The organism is Endozoicomonas gorgoniicola (assembly GCF_025562715.2).
GTDB lineage: Bacteria > Pseudomonadota > Gammaproteobacteria > Pseudomonadales > Endozoicomonadaceae > Endozoicomonas_A > Endozoicomonas_A gorgoniicola.
The window spans coordinates 4,186,619-4,205,454 of the sequence record NZ_JAPFCC010000001.1 but is presented as its reverse complement, the minus strand read 5'-3'; the positions used below and the strand labels follow the sequence as shown (position 1 = coordinate 4,205,454).

General features: G+C 48.5%; 15 protein-coding genes and 2 tRNA genes. 10 read left to right on the top strand and 7 right to left on the bottom strand.

Annotation, left to right across the window (positions count from 1 at the left end; translation table 11 throughout):
• Nucleotides 1-69 precede the first annotated feature (69 nt).
• The gene (gene mglB, locus NX722_RS19065) at nucleotides 70-1,050 is read right to left on the bottom strand and encodes a galactose/glucose ABC transporter substrate-binding protein MglB (protein ID WP_262564441.1); all 981 of its coding nucleotides are present in this window, start codon (nucleotides 1,048-1,050) and stop codon (nucleotides 70-72) included.
• Between the two features lie 302 nt (nucleotides 1,051-1,352).
• Nucleotides 1,353-4,427, bottom strand: coding sequence for a beta-galactosidase (locus NX722_RS19060; protein WP_262564440.1), 3,075 nt, complete (start codon nucleotides 4,425-4,427; stop codon nucleotides 1,353-1,355).
• Between the two features lie 478 nt (nucleotides 4,428-4,905).
• Here NX722_RS19060 and NX722_RS19055 point away from each other — a divergent pair, with 478 nt between their 5' ends.
• The 9 genes from NX722_RS19055 to NX722_RS19015 all read left to right on the top strand — a co-directional run bounded on the left by NX722_RS19055 (nucleotide 4,906) and on the right by NX722_RS19015 (nucleotide 12,632).
• The gene (locus tag NX722_RS19055) at nucleotides 4,906-5,904 is read left to right on the top strand and encodes a LacI family DNA-binding transcriptional regulator (protein WP_262564439.1); all 999 of its coding nucleotides are present in this window, start codon (nucleotides 4,906-4,908) and stop codon (nucleotides 5,902-5,904) included.
• Between the two features lie 197 nt (nucleotides 5,905-6,101).
• Entirely contained in the window at nucleotides 6,102-6,521 is a 420-nt protein-coding gene (gene rbsD, locus NX722_RS19050; protein ID WP_262564438.1) for a D-ribose pyranase, read from the top strand.
• Complete coding sequence (gene rbsA / locus NX722_RS19045; protein WP_262564437.1) at nucleotides 6,473-8,056, top strand: ribose ABC transporter ATP-binding protein RbsA; 1,584 nt, start codon at nucleotides 6,473-6,475, stop codon at nucleotides 8,054-8,056. The genes rbsD and rbsA overlap by 49 nt, the downstream gene beginning before the upstream one ends.
• A 14-nt stretch (nucleotides 8,057-8,070) precedes the next feature.
• The gene (rbsC, locus tag NX722_RS19040; RefSeq protein WP_265442369.1) at nucleotides 8,071-9,054 is read left to right on the top strand and encodes a ribose ABC transporter permease; all 984 of its coding nucleotides are present in this window, start codon (nucleotides 8,071-8,073) and stop codon (nucleotides 9,052-9,054) included.
• 71 nt (nucleotides 9,055-9,125) lie between these two features.
• Nucleotides 9,126-10,061: a ribose ABC transporter substrate-binding protein RbsB gene (gene rbsB / locus NX722_RS19035; protein ID WP_262564435.1), complete on the top strand. Its 936-nt coding sequence runs from the start codon at nucleotides 9,126-9,128 to the stop codon at nucleotides 10,059-10,061.
• Nucleotides 10,062-10,143: 82 nt separating this feature from the next.
• Nucleotides 10,144-11,061: a ribokinase gene (rbsK, locus tag NX722_RS19030; RefSeq protein ID WP_262564434.1), complete on the top strand. Its 918-nt coding sequence runs from the start codon at nucleotides 10,144-10,146 to the stop codon at nucleotides 11,059-11,061.
• A 17-nt stretch (nucleotides 11,062-11,078) separates the two neighbouring features.
• Nucleotides 11,079-12,092 (top strand): LacI family DNA-binding transcriptional regulator, encoded by a 1,014-nt coding sequence (locus tag NX722_RS19025; protein WP_262564433.1) that lies wholly within the window; start codon nucleotides 11,079-11,081, stop codon nucleotides 12,090-12,092.
• A 304-nt stretch (nucleotides 12,093-12,396) separates the two neighbouring features.
• Nucleotides 12,397-12,472, top strand: a tRNA-Lys gene (locus tag NX722_RS19020).
• Between the two features lie 84 nt (nucleotides 12,473-12,556).
• Nucleotides 12,557-12,632: transfer RNA gene (locus tag NX722_RS19015), tRNA-Lys, on the top strand.
• Between the two features lie 88 nt (nucleotides 12,633-12,720).
• On the opposite strand, the gene NX722_RS19010 is transcribed toward NX722_RS19015, so the two are convergent.
• The 3 genes from NX722_RS19010 to NX722_RS19000 all read right to left on the bottom strand — a co-directional run bounded on the left by NX722_RS19010 (nucleotide 12,721) and on the right by NX722_RS19000 (nucleotide 15,990).
• Nucleotides 12,721-14,238 carry a hypothetical protein gene (locus NX722_RS19010; protein ID WP_262564432.1) on the bottom strand — a complete coding sequence of 506 codons (1,518 nt, stop codon included), beginning with the start codon at nucleotides 14,236-14,238 and terminating at the stop codon, nucleotides 12,721-12,723.
• A 200-nt stretch (nucleotides 14,239-14,438) separates the two neighbouring features.
• Nucleotides 14,439-15,764 carry an NAD(P)/FAD-dependent oxidoreductase gene (locus tag NX722_RS19005; RefSeq protein WP_262564431.1) on the bottom strand — a complete coding sequence of 442 codons (1,326 nt, stop codon included), beginning with the start codon at nucleotides 15,762-15,764 and terminating at the stop codon, nucleotides 14,439-14,441.
• A 37-nt stretch (nucleotides 15,765-15,801) separates the two neighbouring features.
• Nucleotides 15,802-15,990 carry a DUF3094 family protein gene (locus NX722_RS19000; protein WP_262564430.1) on the bottom strand — a complete coding sequence of 63 codons (189 nt, stop codon included), beginning with the start codon at nucleotides 15,988-15,990 and terminating at the stop codon, nucleotides 15,802-15,804.
• A 183-nt stretch (nucleotides 15,991-16,173) separates the two neighbouring features.
• On the opposite strand from NX722_RS19000, the gene NX722_RS18995 reads away from it, so the two are divergent.
• Nucleotides 16,174-16,860, top strand: coding sequence for an SAM-dependent methyltransferase (locus NX722_RS18995; RefSeq protein ID WP_262564429.1), 687 nt, complete (start codon nucleotides 16,174-16,176; stop codon nucleotides 16,858-16,860).
• Here NX722_RS18995 and NX722_RS18990 read toward each other — a convergent pair.
• Nucleotides 16,845-17,648, bottom strand: a complete 804-nt coding sequence (locus NX722_RS18990; RefSeq protein WP_262564428.1) for a hypothetical protein — start codon at nucleotides 17,646-17,648, stop codon at nucleotides 16,845-16,847. The genes NX722_RS18995 and NX722_RS18990 overlap by 16 nt on opposite strands.
• Before the next feature lie 150 nt (nucleotides 17,649-17,798).
• Complete coding sequence (locus NX722_RS18985) at nucleotides 17,799-18,791, bottom strand: nucleoid-associated protein (RefSeq protein WP_262564427.1); 993 nt, start codon at nucleotides 18,789-18,791, stop codon at nucleotides 17,799-17,801.
• Between the last annotated feature and the right edge of the window lie 45 nt (nucleotides 18,792-18,836).

Below are 18,836 nucleotides of genomic sequence, written 5' to 3'. Positions count from 1 at the left end.
CAAATCAGAAGACAGCCTGAGTCCCTAACCCGTTTTGTACGACAGTGTATTAAAGCTAAAAACGACAGATTACTGTTGCTTCAGAGTCTCGCGGTCTACACCCACATAAGGTATACGAACCACCTTATCTTTGATCACCCAGTCAGTACCTTCTCCGGCAGCCTTGCCCTGAGCCAGGTTGTGAGTCAGTTGAAGTGTTGCCTTCGCCTGATTAATGCCGTCATTAAGAACGGTACCCTGCATTTCACCGCTTTTAATCAAAGCAACGGCTTCTGTCAGGGCGTCAACGCCGTATACAGGAATATCAGATCGTCCGGCAGCGCGCAGAGACTCGATGGCTCCCATCGCCATGGCGTCATTATTGGAAATAACCACTTCGATCTTCTCGGCATTCGGGCCGGAAATCCAGGCATCCATCTTGTCCTTAGCCATAGCGGTATCCCACATAGCGGTGTCAAGATGCAGCTTTTCGGTTTCATAGCCCATGTCATTCAGGGTAGAGATAACATAGGAGGAACGTGCTTCGGCATCCGGATGACCTGGCTCGCCTTTCAGCAGAACATACTGAATCACGCCATCTTTATTCAGGTCCCATTGTGGATTGACATCCCAGTGACTGGCAATCAGCTCACCCTGAATAATGCCTGATTCCGCAGAGTCTGTACCCACATAATAGGCATACTCATAGCTCTTTAATTCTTCAGCCGTCGGTTCCTTGTTATAGAAGACAACCGGTACGCCATCCATTTTCGCTTTGCTGATAATAACCGGTGCAGCAGCCGGGTCGACCAGATTAATGGCCAGTGCGTCCACACCACGAGCCAGCATGATGTCAATCTGGTCATTTTGCATGGACTGGTTATTTTGTGAGTCGTTCATCATCAAACGACCAACACCCTCTTCATTTGCTTCCTGTTCAAGAGCCCGACGAACAACGGACATAAAATTATCGTCATAGCGGTAAACGGTTACACCCAATGTTGCTGCCTGGACAGCGCCGGTCATCGCCAACCCTGTCAACACCCCGGCCAGTACTTTTGCTTTTTTCATTTTAATCTCGTTTTTCTTAAACAGGCACAGGCTCCCCCTCTTAACAGACGCAGAGTAACTGATGTCTGTTAAGAGGGGGAGCCTGTGCAACCCGATGGTCACTTTTGATACTAAGTGAACAAGGAGTGAGAAATAATGATTTATATCAATACGAAGTTAACGAAACGGAACAAATCTATCGATAATTCATGGTTAGTACTTACCCAAAACGGTGAAGAAAATCTTTTTATTCGTAACTTGCAATCGTGAGCGTTCAATGCGACCGGGGGCCACCTGAAGCGGTGACCCCGATCCCACACAACTCAGGACAATTCAAACGACCATTGGTAGGAGGAATCTTTCAGCTGGTATTCCGGACGAATACTCGGTGACCAGGAATCATCGCCACCGATTCCCATATGGAAACCGTCCAGATAAACAAACAGGCCTTTGCCTTCTTTCAGTTCATTGGTGTGTAGCGCCCTGGCCAGTTGTGCCTGACCATAAGGGCTGACACCGAAGTGGAAATCACCTTTCACGGTGACATCTCCTAACGACAGGTTGCGGGTATCACAGCGCAGGCCGTTTTCACTCGGGAAAATATAAGGCGTATGCAGAGCATCGGTTGCTTCTGTCCATTGCCCAATATCCGCACTTAACTTGCGATCCGGATAGTTTTCATGAGGGCCACGCCCCAGCCAGGTGACCGTCTCAGGCTTGTGCTTCAATCGCAGGCTGGCACCCACACGCGGGAGTGGTGGCAACGATGGGTCAAGCTGAGCTTCAACCGCAATCTCCATTTCACCATCCGCCGAGAACCGATAAGTCCACAGTGTTTTGATAATCGGTTGTTCAGCCTGCTCTGCTGCAAAATATTCGTGATGAGCCGTGACGATGCCCTGCTCATGGTCACACTCTATAGCAACGCAGCGATGCACCAGATTAAATAATCCGGCTCTCTGCCAGCGCGCCATCCAGGCGTTTGGATCAGGCCGGTCAACTTCACTGACGCCGATATCATTATCCAGCGGTGCCCGGAAGAAGTTATCTTCCAGAGGTTCTAGTAACTGTTCTTTGTCGTTTTTAATCCAGCTGGTCAGCTGACCTTTATTCTTGTTTAACAGCCACTGGTTGTTGCCTGCAGAAATGGAGTAATCCGTTTCAGATTCACGAATCACGGCAGCTTTTCGGCTGGAAGACCGCTTGTTAACCATAAGAGGCTCACGCAGCATAAATTGTTGACGAGCCACTTCATGACCCGCTGCTGACCAGGTGGTTGCCTCAGGTTGGGTAATGGCGATATCCAGACGTGGCAGCGCCCCCAGTTCAGTATCAGGCAGTTCAATAATGATCTGCTGGCATTCCCCCGGAGCGATATTCAGCTTCGCTTCACCGGTTGTCAGACGCTCTGCACCAGCAGCCTCCTGATCAGCGATAAGTTCCCAGCTGATTCGGTGATTCTCTGTTTTAATGAAGTTGTATTCGCTGGTTACCATCAGCATCAGGCGATCACCTTCAATTAATTCAAAGGTGAAAGGCTGCTGCGCTCGTTTGGCTTCATGAAGCGTTGGATGCGGGGTCTTGTCAGGGAACACCAGACCATTAATACAGAATTGACGGTCATTGATTTCATCGCCGAAGTCACCGCCATAAGCCCAGTAGTGTTTGCCGTTCTCGTCGTACTTATCCAGACCCTGATCAACCCAGTCCCAGATAAAGCCGCCCTGCAAACGCTCATGCTTGCGGAATGCTTCCCAGTACTCGGCAAAGCCACCCAGACTGTTACCCATGGCATGGGCGTATTCGCACAAAATGATGGGACGATTTACGCCGGGCTCTCCCACCCACTTGTTCAATGCCCACTTCGGTGCGTCATACCACGGCTGCGGCAGGTCCTGATCCGTTCGGGCATACATTGGACAGATGATGTCTGTCGCGGCGGTATTGGAACCACCACCTTCATACTGCACAGGGCGTGAAGGGTCGGTTCGTTTAATCCACTGGTACATAGCGTCATGGGCGGCACCGTAACCCGACTCATTACCCAGCGACCAGAGAATAATGGACGGATGGTTAAAGTCCCGGGCGACCATGCGAGTCGTTCGCTCCATAAACGCACTCAGCCAGCGGGGATCATCCGCCAGCTTACTCATTGGGGTCATGCCGTGGGTTTCAATGTTGGCTTCATCCACAACATAAAGACCCAGTTCGTCGCATAACTGGTAAAAGGCAGGCTGATGTGGGTAATGAGAACAGCGTACGGCATTGAAGTTGCTCTGCTTTATCAGCAGCAGGTGCTCTCTTACGTCTTCGACGGTTTCAAAGTGGCCAGTGGCAGGGTTATGTTCATGCTTGTTCACTCCCCGAATCATCAGCGGTGAACCATTCAGGGTTAGCAGGCCATTTTTAATTTCAACTTTACGGAACCCTACATCATAAGCTTCCGTTTCAAACGCTTTACCGCTGTCAGTATCAATCAGGGTAACAGTCAGACGATAAAGGTTGGGTTCTTCAGCACTCCATAATTTTGGAGCAGTAACATCAAAGTCGATCGCACAGCGATCATCGTAACCACCCTTTTCATCCACCAGCGGGATTCCGACCGTTTGAGTTTTCGAATCAATAACGGTCTCGCCGAAGTACAGGGTACTTCGAACCGACAGGTTTTGCCCCTGACAGGTATCGACGACAATGTTCAGAGAACCATTGTTATAGTAATGATCCAGATCCGGCGTGATTCGTACATCAGCAATATGGCAGGCAGGCTTGTTCAGCAAGGTGACTGAGCGATAAATACCACTGAGCCACCACATATCCTGATCTTCCAGATAGCTGCCATCGGACCAGCGAATGACCATCACACACAGGCGATTTTCTCCGGATTGCAGATAAGGCGTCAGGTCAAATGCCGCAGCCAGACGGCTGTCCTGCGAGTAGCCGACCATTTCACCATTACACCAGAGATAAAATGCACTGTTTACGCCATCAAAAATAATGCGGGTCTGACTGTCGGCTTCCCAGTTTTCTGGCAGCTGGAAGGTGGTTGAGTAACAACCGGTGGGGTTGTCTTCAGGGACAAATGGAGGCTTGCATGGGAAAGGGTATTTGACATTGGTATAAATGGGCTTGTCGTGCCCCTGGGTTTGCCAGTTACCGGGAACCTTTATCGTGGTTTGGGATTCTGTTACACCCTTTTCAGGAAAACTGGCTGGCACCGATTCGGGCGAAGAAAATAAACCAAAATCCCAGTCGCCATCCAAAATGATTTTTCTGTCACTGACGACACCGTTCAATGCTGAAACTTCTGAAGACCAGCTTTGCAAAGGCGAATGCGCTTTCAAACGGTTCCAGGAGGTTACTTCTGGATTTTCCCAATCCCGGCGAATCAACAAACTCATTATTTACCCTGTAATCAGTCGCTGTATGTAACGTTACAAATATTCTGGTCGAAGCCGTTTCAGGCAAGTACATCAACAATGCACAAACAACGCTGCTCCAAAACGCTCATAGCTTTTCAAAAGCGATCATACACTTAAGGGGCTGTGAACATTGTGATACAGATCAATTTTATGTAACAGTTGCAAACACTAAGTAAGAATTCCGTAAGGTGCCCTATACTTATGCAACAAAAGATGTAACCGTTACATTTTCTGTTGTGGATCGATCTACCGTCGGACATGCGCTCCGCTACAACAAGACACATCGTTTAACAAGCCGGAGGCGTATTAAGAAGCTGAAAAGTTGTCGTTTATATAATCAGCATTAGTTTGCAACCAGATACCTCAAAAGGTATAAAACACTGAATCAGATGAAGCCCGGTCGTTTCTGACTGGTTAACTAAACAGGTACTGAAAAACGAATGGTTAATGAAAAAGTATGGTTTCGATAAAGGATGTTGCCAGAGAAGCCAATGTGTCTACGGCAACCGTATCAAGGGTTATCAATCGCCAGTCAAATACAAGCCAGGCAGTCACTAAAGCCGTTCATGAGGCTATCGCCAGACTGGGTTACAAGACGAGCGGCAACAAACACTCGGCAAGCCTGATTGGCGTCATGGTTTCAGATGTATCAGAGCCTTTTTTTGGTCAAATACTCAAAGGCGTCGAAACGGTTGCCAGAAAAAACGACAAGCGGCTTCTCGCCCTGAGCAGTCAATACAGTGCTGAAACAGAGCGACAGACCATAAACCAATTATTGAGTCACTGCGACCATGCCATTATTCACAGCAAATGGCTGCAAGATGATGAACTGATAGAATACGCTAACCAGGTGCCTGGTCTGGTACTGATCAATCGCTACATCAAATCAATCCGACACCGCTGTGTTGCCCTCGACAATATCCACGGTGGTTATATTGCAACCCGACATTTGCTGAACCGGGGTCATCGGAGCATTGGCTATTTATGTTCAGAACAGGATATTGATGACGCCGTTCACCGGTTAATGGGTTATAAAAAGGCTCTGGCTGAGTTCGGGCTTGGTATTAATGAACAGTTTATTACTACCTGCTACCCTTCCGAGGAGGGTGGAAGGCTGGGGACTTATAATCTGCTTGCCAAGAAGCTATCTCTTACCGCGATTGTCACGTACAACGATATGATGGCAGCAGGGGCTCTGTCGGCACTGGCGGAAAACGGGATTAAATGCCCGGAAAATGTTTCTGTGGTTGGATTTGACGACCTGATTATCGCTGGCTATCTGAATCCAAAGCTTTCTACCGTACGCTATCCTGCAGCAGCCATGGCGGAGCAAGCCACCAGGCTGTCACTTCAACTGACTGGCAAGGGTGAACCTGATCAATCTTTACTTGCCTGCGAACATGTTCTGATTCCGACTTTCGTTGAGCGCAACAGCACGTTTTCCTGCCTCTCATAAACGGATGTTTTTACCTGACGGGCGTTGTCAGACTTTATAACGACATGAGAATAATTGGTGAAATTTGTTGATGGGATTTGATAACTCTTGATCCTTATCAATAGTTATTAATGCCTGGTTTGTTACATTCAGCCCAGAAAAACGTTTGCGCAAACGTTTCGTTGCGACTGCATACTGTTGCCCACTGGTACTACTGAATGAAGAAAAACAAACTTTTACACCCTCAGCTATCCAAAGTCGTTGCCAGCCTTGGCCACGGACAAGGACTCACCATTGCCGACTGCGGCTTACCGATTAGCACGGATGTTGACCGTATTGACCTGGCACTGACTCATGGAATACCGGGCTTTCTGGAGACGCTAGATGTCGTTCTCTCGGAAACCGTGGTTGAGCAAATCATCATTGCAAAAGAGTTTTTGCAGATCAGCCCTGAAACTCACAACCGTTTTATTGAACGCATCCATCAGCTGGAATCCGAACAGGGAAAAGCCGTAGAGCTGATTGAGGTCAGCCATGAGCAATTCAAGCAATTATCTGACCAGAGTCTTGCAGTTGTCCGTACGGGTGAATGTACGCCTTATGCCAACGTGATCCTGAAGTCTGGTGTGGCTTTCTGACTATTCACTGGCTAGGAGAAAAAGCCTTGTCCAACTCCCCATCGGTTAAACCGCTTCTTGAAATGAGTGGCATTATCAAAACCTTTCCGGGCGTTCGTGCGCTTGATCATGCCAGTCTGATCGTGTACCCGGGGCGGGTTATGGCGCTTCTGGGTGAAAACGGTGCCGGAAAATCGACGTTGATGAAAGTGATGACCGGTATTTATGAAAAGGACAGCGGCTCACTGAAATACCTCGGCAAAGACACTGAATTTAAAAACACCCGGGATTCTCAGCAGCAGGGCATCAGTATCATTCACCAGGAACTCAACCTGATACCTGAGCTGTCCATTGCAGAAAATATATTTCTTGGGCGAGAGCCCACAGGTCGTTTTGGCTGCATTGACTGGAACAGAATGATGAAAGAAGCCAGCAGGCTTCTGACCATGCTGGAAGTGGATTACCCACCCTCGACACCGGTAGGAAAACTCAGCATCGGTGTTCAGCAAATGGTGGAAATTGCAAAAGCACTGTCGTTTTCTTCAAAAGTCATTGTTATGGATGAGCCAACTGATGCCCTGACAGACAAAGAAACCGATAGCCTATTCAGGGTTATTCGCCAGTTGCGTTCTGACGGTAAAGGCATCGTTTATATCTCTCACCGACTTCAGGAAGTTTTCCAGATCTGTGATGACGCCACGATTATGCGGGATGGTCGCTTTATTGAGCAGGCACTGGTATCTGAATTAACCGAGGATCGGATTATTGAGCAAATGGTGGGACGTTCGCTGGAAGAACAATATCCCGCAATAGATTCCAGCCCCGGCAGCCTGACTCTGAAAGTGAGTCAGCTCAATGCTCCGGGCATTCATGACATTAGCTTCACCCTTCGCGAGGGGGAAATTCTCGGCGTTTCAGGTTTGATGGGAGCGGGTCGAACCGAGCTTATGAAAGCTCTGTACGGTGACAATAGGGCAACCAGTGGGTGTATTGAAGTAGCAGGAGAGGCAATCAGCATCCGAACCCCTTCCGAGGGACTTGCCTGTGGCATTGCCTATATCTCTGAAGACCGTAAGGGTGATGGGCTAATCTCCGGGCTTTCTGTCCGCGACAACATGAGTTTGTGCAGCCTGAGTCAGTTTACCGCTCCGTCAGGAAAAATTGACAGCGGTAAAGAACACGACAGTGTTAAAGATTTTATCAACCGCTTCAATATCAAAACCCCTTCTGAGCATCAGTTAATCGGGAACCTGAGTGGCGGCAACCAGCAAAAGGTATCCATTGCCAAAGGCCTGATGACCAGCCCGAAAGTACTTATTCTTGACGAGCCGACCCGGGGTGTCGATGTGGGGGCGAAGAAAGAGATTTATCTGTTAATTAACGAGTTTAAGAAACGGGGAATGAGCATTTTACTGGTTTCTTCCGATATGCCTGAGGTTCTGGGAATGAGCGACCGCATCATGGTTATGCACGAAGGCAGAATAACCGGCGAGTTCAGCCGCAAAGAAGCTACTCAGGAAAAACTGATGCGTTGTGCAGTCGGCAAGGCGGCATAGAAGGAATAATGATGATGACACAGCCAACTCTTCAACATCCGGGACAAAAGAAGTCGTTCCATATTAGCCGTGAATGGCTGTTTGAGTATAAATCGGTGATTGCCTTGATGGGGTTCATGCTGATTATTTCTCTCATCAGCGACAGTTTTTTCAGCACTGGCAATCTGCTGAATATTTTACGGCAGACCTCTATTAATGCTGTTATTGCTGTTGGCATGACCTTTGTCATTCTCACCAGTGGTATTGACCTGTCAGTAGGGTCGGTTCTGGCAATGACCGGCGCACTGGCTGCGACTATGGTAGGCATGGACTTTAACATCCTCGCTATCGTGTCGCTCACTCTGGCAGCTGGTGCCGCAATGGGTTGCCTGAGTGGGCTGGTCATTGCCAAGGGCAAGGTTCAGCCGTTTATTGCCACGCTTGTCACCATGACACTGCTGCGAGGCACCACCATGGTTTTCACCGACGGACGACCTGTTTCCGCCACTAACGGGGCAGCCTCAGAAGCGTTCGCCACTATTGGCAGTGGCTATCTGTTTGGCATCCCTGTTCCTGTCTACCTGATGGCCCTGGTATTCGCCATTGCCTGGTTCGTACTCAACCACACACGCATCGGTCGCTATGTTTACGCACTCGGCGGTAACGAATCGGCAACCCGGCTATCCGGTATTAATGTGGACCGGATCAAACTGGCGGTTTATTCCATCAGCGGTGCTTTGTCGGCCCTGGCAGGCTTAATTGTTACCAGTCGTCTGGCGTCAGCACAGCCCACGGCAGGAACCAGTTATGAGCTGGATGCGATTGCAGCGGTAGTACTCGGTGGCACCAGCCTGACCGGTGGCAAGGGAAAGGTTATGGGTACTCTGGTGGGTGTCCTGATCATCGGGATTTTGAATAACGCACTGAACCTACTGAACGTGTCGTCTTACTATCAGCTTATTGCCAAAGCTCTGGTTATTTTGCTGGCGGTTCTGGTGGATACCCGATCTGCCAAATAAGCAGTCCGGACAAAAATAACTGTGAGTCGGTTTTTACCGGCCTTTTAAAACAAAACCATGAGGATGTGTCCGTGAACTTTTCAACAATAATGTCTCCAAGGAAATTGCTGGCTGCTGCACTCACAGCAAGTCTGGCTCTGACCGGTTGCAGCAAGAACGATGATGCGGCTGTTGACTCAGACCAGCCATCTCTTGCTCTGGTGGTCTCGACCCTGAACAACCCTTTCTTTGTCACCCTTAAAGAAGGCGCAGAAAAAAAAGCTGACGAGTTCGGCTACAACCTGATGGTGCTGGATTCCCAGAACGATTCAGCCCGGGAAATGACCAATGTTGAAGATCTGGCGGTTCGCGGGGTCAGTGCCATTTTGCTGAATCCGGCAGACTCTTCTGCAGCCGGTAACACCGTTCGAGCTGCCAATCGTGCGAATATTCCAGTGATTACTCTGGACCGGGGTGCTGAAGGGGGCGAAGTGCTGTCCCATGTGGCATCCGATAACGTTGCAGGTGGTGAACTGGCTGGTGACTTTATTGCCGAACAGCTGAAGAAGAAAGGTTTTGCAGGCGGGGAAGTTATGCAGCTCGAAGGGGTTGCCGGAACATCCGCTGCCCGTGACCGTGGTGAGGGCTTCATGAAATCAGTCACCACCCACAACATGACTCTGGTAGCCAGTCAGCCAGCCGATTTTGATCGTACACGAGCATTAAACGTCACTGAAAATCTGTTGCAGGCTCATCCCAATGTTAAAGCAATATTTGCCCAGAATGATGAAATGGCCCTGGGTGCTATCACTGCGGTAAAAGCGGCGCAAAGAGACATTATTGTGGTCGGCTTTGATGGGACTGATGAAGGTATCAAAGCCGTTGAATCCGGTGACCTGGCGGCAACTGTCGCCCAGCAGGCTGGAATGATCGGAGAGATAGGCATTGAAATAGCCAGACAGGCTCTCAGTGAAAAACCGGTTGAAGCCTACACGCCGGTTGAGCTGCGACTGGTAACCAGTGGTTGATCACAATGTCCCTGATCGAAGCTGGGTTATCTCAGCTTCAGTCAGGATCTGATTCTCCCTTTCAGAGCCGTTTGAGCAATTTATGAAGAATCCGATTTTTGTGCTGGGCAGTGTCAATATTGACCATGTATTGAATACGCCAGCTCTTCCCCGCCCCGGCGAAACCATTTCCGGACAGGGCTATAGTATTTTCCCCGGGGGCAAGGGAGCCAATCAGGCAGTAGCCTGCGCCAGGCTAGCGGGCAAAACCCGTTTCATGGCCTGTATGGGCAGCGATGCGTTCAGTGACAGTCTCGTTCAGTCGTTCAGGGAAACCGGAATAGATACTTCCCTCATTGAACAGATTGACGGCTGCAATACGGGCATAGCCCTTATTTTTGTGGATCAGCAGGGTGAAAATTGCATCGGCATTTCAGCTGAAGCCAACGCCAGACTGACTGCGGAAAAAGTAAAGAGCCGAGAGGCGGATATTGCGGCAGCCGGTTTTCTGCTGGTGTCTCTTGAAACACCGCTTGACGGCGTTTTCGCCGCCGCAGAAATTGCCCGGAATAACCATACGACGGTGGTATTAAATCCGGCACCTGCACAACCATTGTCGGATGACCTGCTGGGTTGCATCGACATTATTACCCCTAACCAGACGGAAGCTGAAGTGCTGACCGGCGTGGCTGTACACAACTTCTCTAGTGCCGAACAGGCGGCCAGTGTACTTCACGGTAAAGGCATTGGTACGGTTGTGATTACTATGGGCTCACAGGGTGCTTTTATTTCAGATCACTCAGGCACACGAATGATTGACAGTGTTAAGGTGACGGCAGTGGATACCACCGCCGCAGGTGACACCTTTAATGGTGCGATGGTTGTGGCTCTGGCTGAAGGATTTCCAATCGATGAAGCGGCTTGCTTTGCCAATGGTGCTGCGGCATTATCCGTCACCCGAAATGGCGCTCAGGCTTCCATACCCACCAGGGCCGAGACCGACCAGTTCCTGAATGACTGACAGGATGCGCGATCAAAATGAGTACCATCAAGGATGTTGCACGACACGCCGGTGTCTCTATTTCGACCGTTTCCCACGTTTTAAACGGCACCCGGTTTGTCAGTGAAGACAAAGCCCTGAAAGTGCGAACGGCGGTTAAGACGCTGGACTATAAACCCAGCGCCCTGGCCCGAAGTCTTAAAACCAGTCGAACCTATACCCTGGGAATGCTCACGGCTTCAAACACCAACCCTTTTTTTGCGGAAGTGATTCACGGTGTTGAAGCAGGCTGTTATGACCGGGGTTATCACCTGATACTGTGTAATTCCGAAAACAACCTGTCGAAACAGGCTTCCTATCTGAAAACGCTGGCGACGAAACGCATTGATGGCTTGCTGGTCATGTCTGGACACAGCACTCCGGATTTTTTTGAGCTGCTGAAAAGCCATTGTTCTGTACCCTTGGCTGTACTGGATTGCCATGTACCCAACCTGAATGCGGATATCATCATGGAAGCCCCTGAACAGGGCGGCTACGATGCAACCCGTTATCTTCTGGCAAAGGGGCATACCCGCATTGGCTGTATTTCCGGGCCGAAAGACCTTTCCCCCAGCAGTCAGCGGCTTTCCGGTTATTACCGGGCGCTGAAAGAAGCAGGAATCTTACCCGACAGGCGATGGGTTATAGAAGGACATCTGACGGCTGAAAGCGGTTATCAGGCGGCTGAGGCATTGCTGAATAAATTGCTGAATAACGGTGAACTGCCTACGGCTTTATTTGTCGGTAATGATTTGATGGCAATGGGAATCATCTGCGCTCTTCAAAGTGAGGGTTACAACGTACCTGGTGATATTTCTGTGGTCGGTTACGACAATATTGAACTGGCCGCTTACACCTCGCCTCCACTAACGACCTTTCACCAGCCCAAGGGAGCGCTGGGAAAACTGGCGGCTAATACGCTGATTGACCGGATTGAAGATCCAAACCTTGAACCCGGCATTCAGACGTTGAAATCCTGTCTGGTTGAAAGACGGTCAGTAGCCAGCAACTAACAACGACCATTTCTGCCTGCATCTTAAAAGGCTCGCAGTCTGTCACGACGCAGTCCACGGTCAGTGCGACTGTTACTTCATCAAACGCTATGTCTTTGAAGAAACGATGGTTTTGTTACTAAACTACGGTTTTTACTGACAAAGAAGTTATCAGCCGGGGCTTTACAAGGTGGTGGGGTATGGATAATATTAGCGCCGCTCTGGTTCGCAGCGAGTTGTGAACGAGGAGTCATTTTTAACAACTTTCCTGTTTCAGGATGAGTTGTTAATCTGTTTGTTGGATTGCGTATCCATCAAGCGGCGTGGGTCGTTAGCTCAGTTGGTAGAGCAGTTGGCTTTTAACCAATTGGTCGTAGGTTCGAATCCTACACGACCCACCACTCTTTATTTCTCAGAGAGTTATTTCTCAACAAGAGAGATAGAGAGCAATTTGAAGTTGGCAGTTTGCGTGATTGGTAACTTGTGGGTCGTTAGCTCAGTTGGTAGAGCAGTTGGCTTTTAACCAATTGGTCGTAGGTTCGAATCCTACACGACCCACCATTTTTCAAGCCGTTCTGATTCGTCAGGACGGCTTTTTTTGTTGCTGAAGATATGTACCAGGCCCTCAGCTCATAAGGGCTTTAATTGATTATGATATTAAACAGCAAGACCGTGTTGAGTCGTTTCGCTGGTTTCTTTGTTCAGGTAGTTTTGACATCCAGCTTGCAGATAGGTCGACTTTTTTAGCATCGGGTACCCACGTTTTATCACTTTGGAATGAGCCTGCAACAGGAGAGTCAAGCTCAAGGTGTTTTGCGAAAAAAGAAGGTGTATCACAGTTTGTGAATTGTGATACTGCGTCTAAAAATAGACCAGGACCGGTAGTGTTCAGAACTGAACGAATAGGATCATCTCCTGTAAGCTGTTCTTTATTTTTGTGTAAACGATCAATAGCCATATTCAGTGCTGATAAAAAAACCGGGTGTTCTTTAAAGGTTGTAGCCAGTACATCATTGCCGTCTTTTGGAAACAATAGACCTGCTGGTGCCTCCATATCACCCCACTCAGAAGGAGTAGAGCTTGTTGGACCTCTGTCTGTGTCCATATAGATCATGCCTTTTGTAGCATGCTTAGTTTTTGAATGACTGGCTTCATCTATAGCTTTAGTACCTTTTGCAAGCAGAGCATAGCGGATTAAATCACTTGCCATTGCTTTATGGTCACACTTTTCTCTTATAAATTTTAAGGCGTCTTTGAATTCAGACTTACGCTTTGGAATAATACCAGTTAAACCAGCATCATTAATATCCAGAACTTTACATTTAAGCCCATTTAACTCTGGTAATTCTGGCAAGGCCATCATTTGAGAATACTCATCGCGGGTCATCCACTTCCGATCAATCCATATAACCACTTCCCGTTGTGGAGTTGCTGAGGCTACAGATTTAACGTTTTCCAGATAACGATCTGGTAATAAACCACCCAGCCAGATAAAATTAACGGGAACTGTATCATGAACCCTACCACCCTCTGGGATATTTTTTCTTCCTGTCTTATCCGAATAAAGTCTTTGGTAAGCTTTTGACAGGTAATCAGTAGCGCCTTTATGTTCAGGATCGCCATAAAGCATTTTGTTGTGAAAGCTCTCAACGGTGGCGGTACGCACAGAGGATTCAGCGAGTGCGCGACTAAAAAACGTTATCCTGTCTTCATCGTTGGCAGCTTTCAAGAATTGATTTACAATTTTGCTTTCATTCGAGGTGTCAATGAACTTAGAAGCTAGTCTATGGTAGTTTTCACGAATATATTTAGAGGCATATTTTGTTGCCATGGCTTTTTTCAGGGTCAAAGGTCTTTCTTCGTCATCCCGCTCTAATTCGAAAAAAAATTCAGTCTTAGCTTTATATTTTTCATTTATATAACCAACAAGTTTTATAGACAGTTTTTTAATTGCCTGAATAGATGTTTCTACATTCGGTGCAGTGCCTGTTGAAATTTTGAAGTCAGAAAGAGTGTGGTGTTCAATAAATCCTTCAGATGAAGATGATGAAGGTAAGTAATTGTTTGTTTTAGCTGAACCAATTCTAATGTTTAGCTCTGAGTTTTTCTCGTCCGAATAAAAAGATATGCTACTATTTGTCGGGCTGACGCTACCTGAAATATCCATATTATTAATTCTCCCTTTAACAGCCAATAAATTATTATTGCATAGTTGTTTTATCTCCAGCCTTTTTTACAGTGTTGGTCTGTTACCGGCAGTAGGAAAGTACTAAATGCAGAAACTTTGACCGGTACTCGTCGGTTAAGTTCCGGTGCTTTTCAGATTTATCATGATTGCCAATTTAAAAATCGTTGCAGATACTGGCCTCAGTGCAACTTCAGATGCGGCCGTGTTGTTTTTCCCAGGGCATCTTTCAGCATTAACGCTCCGGTTCGGGCTTTTCCGAACAGGGTTGTCTGGTGCATGCGGTAAAGGCTGATATAAAACAACTTGGCCAGAGCGCCTTCCACCATCATATCACCGGTGACAGCCCCCATAAGATTGCCAACAGCACTGAAGCGACTCAGTGAAATCAAAGAGCCGTAGTCCTTGTAGGTGAAGTTCATGGGCTTGTTTCCTGCCACAACCCTTTTCAAACTCTTTGCCAGAAGTGATGCCTGCTGGTGGGCAGCCTGTGCGCGGGGAGGAATGGTGGTGCTATCGCCATTTTTCAGGGTCACGGTACAGCTGGAACAGTCGCCAAACGCATAGATATGATCATCTTGTGTCGTTTGTAATGTAGGACGAACGACCAACTGATTAATATGATTGGTTTCAAGCGCCAGTTTTCCCAGAAAAACAGGTGCTTTTATGCCTGCGGCCCAGATACTGAGGTCTGACTTGAGGATTGTTTTGCTGCGGGTAACCAGCGAGCCCGGATGAATTTCGCTCACCAGCTGCCCGGTCATAATGTTAATCCCCATGTTTTCCAGCTGTTTATGCACACTGCTGCTGATTCGCTCTGGCAGAACCGGCAGGATGCGGGAAGCGCCTTCGATCAGGGTGATTTTTACATTTTTCGGGGATATCGCGTCTAATCCGTAGTGAACCAGCTCTATCGCAGCATTGTGCAACTCCGCTGATAGTTCAACGCCTGTTGCGCCTGCACCAATGATGGCAATATTCAATTCAGACTGATGGCTGCCTGAAGCCTGGGCATGCAGGTAATGATTGAGTAGAGTCGTGTGAATGCGTTCGGCCTGCTCGCGATTGTCCAGAAACAGGCAGTTTTCCGGTGCGCCAGGTGTATCAAAGTCGTTGGCGGTACTGCCTACCGACAGTACCAGAGTATCGTATTCCAGCGTGCGACTGGCCACCACTTCGTCGCCGTAATCGTCGCAGATAGGAGCCAGCTCAATGGTTTTACTGTCCCTGTCCAGGTTGGTCATTCGCCCGAGCAGAAAGTGAAAGTGGTTCCATTTGGCCTGCGCTAAATAGCAGAGTTCATCTTCAAAGGCATTGAGAGAACCCGCCGCCACTTCGTGCAGTAACGGTTTCCAGAAATGGGTGCGTTGAGCATCAATCAGCGTTATGGAGGCTTTATTCCTTTTGCCAAGAGATTTTCCAAGCAGGGTTGCCAGTTCCAGTCCTCCGGCACCACCGCCGACAATTACAATCCGGTGTAAAAGGTCATTGTTATTTACATTATTCACTTGATTATCACACGGTTAATGGCTGTCTGATAAGGCTTTATCCCAGAATAAAAACACCTATAGCCCTGCTGAGCAGACCCAGCACAAGAATAACAGCTGCCAGCCAGAGCATGAGCTTAAAGGGCTTGAAGCGACTGCGTTCTGTGGCGTTTATGCCCTGTTTCAGGAAGGCATCTACTTTTGCCTGATCTTCCGGCTTCAGTCGGGTCTGGGTTCTGTCCATCATTAAAATCCCCTAACTGTCTGGTAAGGTAGTACATATTTCTTACGCATACAATCTAACCATACCTTGTGTCAGGACAGGCTGTAAAACCTCTGTTTTTATTTGTAGTGTCGGATCAAAATGACGCGGTTGGAATAGTGCTTCCGGGCTGATTTAATAAAAGCTGGAACATAACCGGTAAACTGTGTGCTGAAACTGATATGGCTCGGTCTTAAGGTTAAATGGCAGGAGTGCAGGGAGTTTGTCTATGTGCTGTGGCGGTTTCGATCCTGTCAGACATTTTTATCAGGCTACTGCCTGCTTGCCGCTCTCTATCTTTTTTCCAGCCCTTACACTGTCAGTCGTCGTTATTTGAAGTGGATTAATGCTGACGATGTATACAGCTACGGTGAAACGCCTCTGACGTCTCTGGCAGAGATAGCAGATCGTACTGGCATTCATGCAGAAGATCATGTGTTTGAGCTGGGGGCTGGCAGTGGCTTTACTGCTCTCTGGCTCAGTCTGGTAAAAGGATGCAGGGTGACCGCTATTGAGTGGGTGCCTGGTTTTGTGTATCGATTGAACTGGGTTGTCAGGGTCTTAAAGCTTTCGGGTATTGAAGTACGTTGTGAGGACTACCTGAAGGCATCTCTTGAAAACGCAACGGTTATCTATCTGTTTGCTTCCAATCTGGATGATTTGATCGTTAATGAGCTGGCGGAACGGTTAGCAGCCCTGCCATTGGGTACCCGCATTGTCACCGTTAGTTATCCTCTGCAGCCTTATATTGAGCGGCCGGTCTTTGCCCTGGTAGACCAGTTTGAAGTTTGTTTTCCGTGGGGCAGGGCAGACGTTTATGTTCAGGAAGTTATCAGTGGTCAGAACATTTTATGAACAGAGGTCAGTTTGCCGACAATGCGATCACTATAAATTGCCACCATTTCCGGGATCGCTTTTTGCCGGTGGCTCTGGATGCTGTTGGCGATAAACAGCCAGGTCGTCTGTGCCTGACGAATAGGCTTACCCGCATAGGGGTGCTTCTGGTACTGGTCGTTCAGTCGGTTCATGCGTTCATCAAAGTGTCTGGCCAGTGTCTGGAGTTGCTGCCGGCTGGATCGGGCAATATCGGATGACTGGTCATAAATGGCCAGTGCTAAATACTCTTTGGAGAGTCTCTGCATCAATAATGCCTGTTCGAGTATATTCAGCTCAGGCTTTTGTCTGGGCGTCTGGGTCATCAGCTTCTGTCTCAGCAGTAGTAATTGGCGATCCAGTTTCGTCAGAGCCATCAGCAAGCTGTCTGCTTCCGGTGGGCGTGACTGTTTGGGCAGATTGCCCATCCAGGTCGTATGGCGACTGATGACTGGCCAGAGTGCTTTGGTGGTGACCAGCAGGCCGCTGGTTTCTCCATCTTTACCCTGAGTGGGAAGATTGGGAATAGTTGTGTCGAGCAGAGTCAGGTTGTCTTGTATTTTTTCTCGGGCGTCACTGTTGAGAAAATCGAGCTGCAGCAGGTAGATATTGACAATAAGCTGATTAAGAAGGAGTTCCTGGTGCAGAATGTGTTCTGCGGTCAGGGGCGTTGCTCCTCTTGTTTCGGTAAAAGCCCTGGCTGGTGCGCTTAATAGAAGGAAGGACAGGAGTATGGAATAGAGTGGCTGCAAAACAGGTCGCTCCGGCATGGGTGTATTTATTCGACTGATGCCTGTTGTATCGGATCACTCAGGGCGAACTTAATCATCATCGCATGAATAGCGCGGCGATTCAGCATAGGGGAAGTATTGGCAACAGAGAAAAGCCATTTTCCCTGCCACCGCTTTTTAAATCGTTTTTTATTGACCTTTCAGTTGTTCTTTCAGCTTTTCCGGTACACCTTTAATAACCAGCTGGTCACTGGTTTCATCGTAATGCACCTGCGTGCCGAGAAGTTCTGCATCAAATGCCAGGGTTAATCCCTTGCTTCGTCCGGTATATCGAACCAGTTTGGTCAGGGTGCGTTTCTCGGGAGCCATTGGCGTTGTCATGTCGTAGTCGCGGGTATTAACGAATCGGGCAAATTCATCAGACCCGGATTCGCTCAGGTAGCCAGTTAACTCTTCAAGTGTCAGGGCATCGCCCTCATCCACTTTTGTCTGACAGAAATCGTATACCTGACGGCTTACTTCTTTGTGGTTTTCCAGCGACGGTGCTTCGCTGGCAAAGTCTTTAACGGCTTTCACCAGAGTATCTGCCTCTTCCTTGCTGCCACTGGTTTCGCTGCACCCCAGTGCTTCCTGGAAAACATCACTGAGGCGTCGACCGCCACGAGGTCGCAAAAAGGACAGATAGCGACCACTGTTCGTGTTGCCCTGCCATTCGGTCACATTGATGCGACAGGCCAGTGACATTTTACCGGTGTCGAGGTAGGCGCAGTCCTGTATTGAAAGGTCTTCAGTGACAGTGACACTGATATTGCTGTTCAGCATACAGAGTATCAGGTAGCGGGTTAGCCCCTGTTGATAGTCAGCAAACAGGACATAGCCACCGCCAAGGGCACCTGCTTCTCCCAGCTTGTCACTGATCTGGCTGAGGGTATGAACGGTCATTTCTTCAAAGGTCAGCTCGTCATTCAGGTACTGGTTCAGCTCTGACGGAAATGAGCTTTCTGGCTCTTCTGAAAACTGGCCATACCGTTTGTCCTGTTTCTTGTTATAGGTTTGCAGCAGGTCGTCCAGCATGGCTTCCAGAGCCGGTGTGGGTGGCAATAGATGGCCCGTCGTTGTGGTCAGGGCATTGCTTTCTGGATTTTGTTCCAGCTGATGTACAAGGATCTGTTTTATAGCCATGGGGTATTTTGAAATCGACGTTCAGTAATCGGTTAATGTTACAGT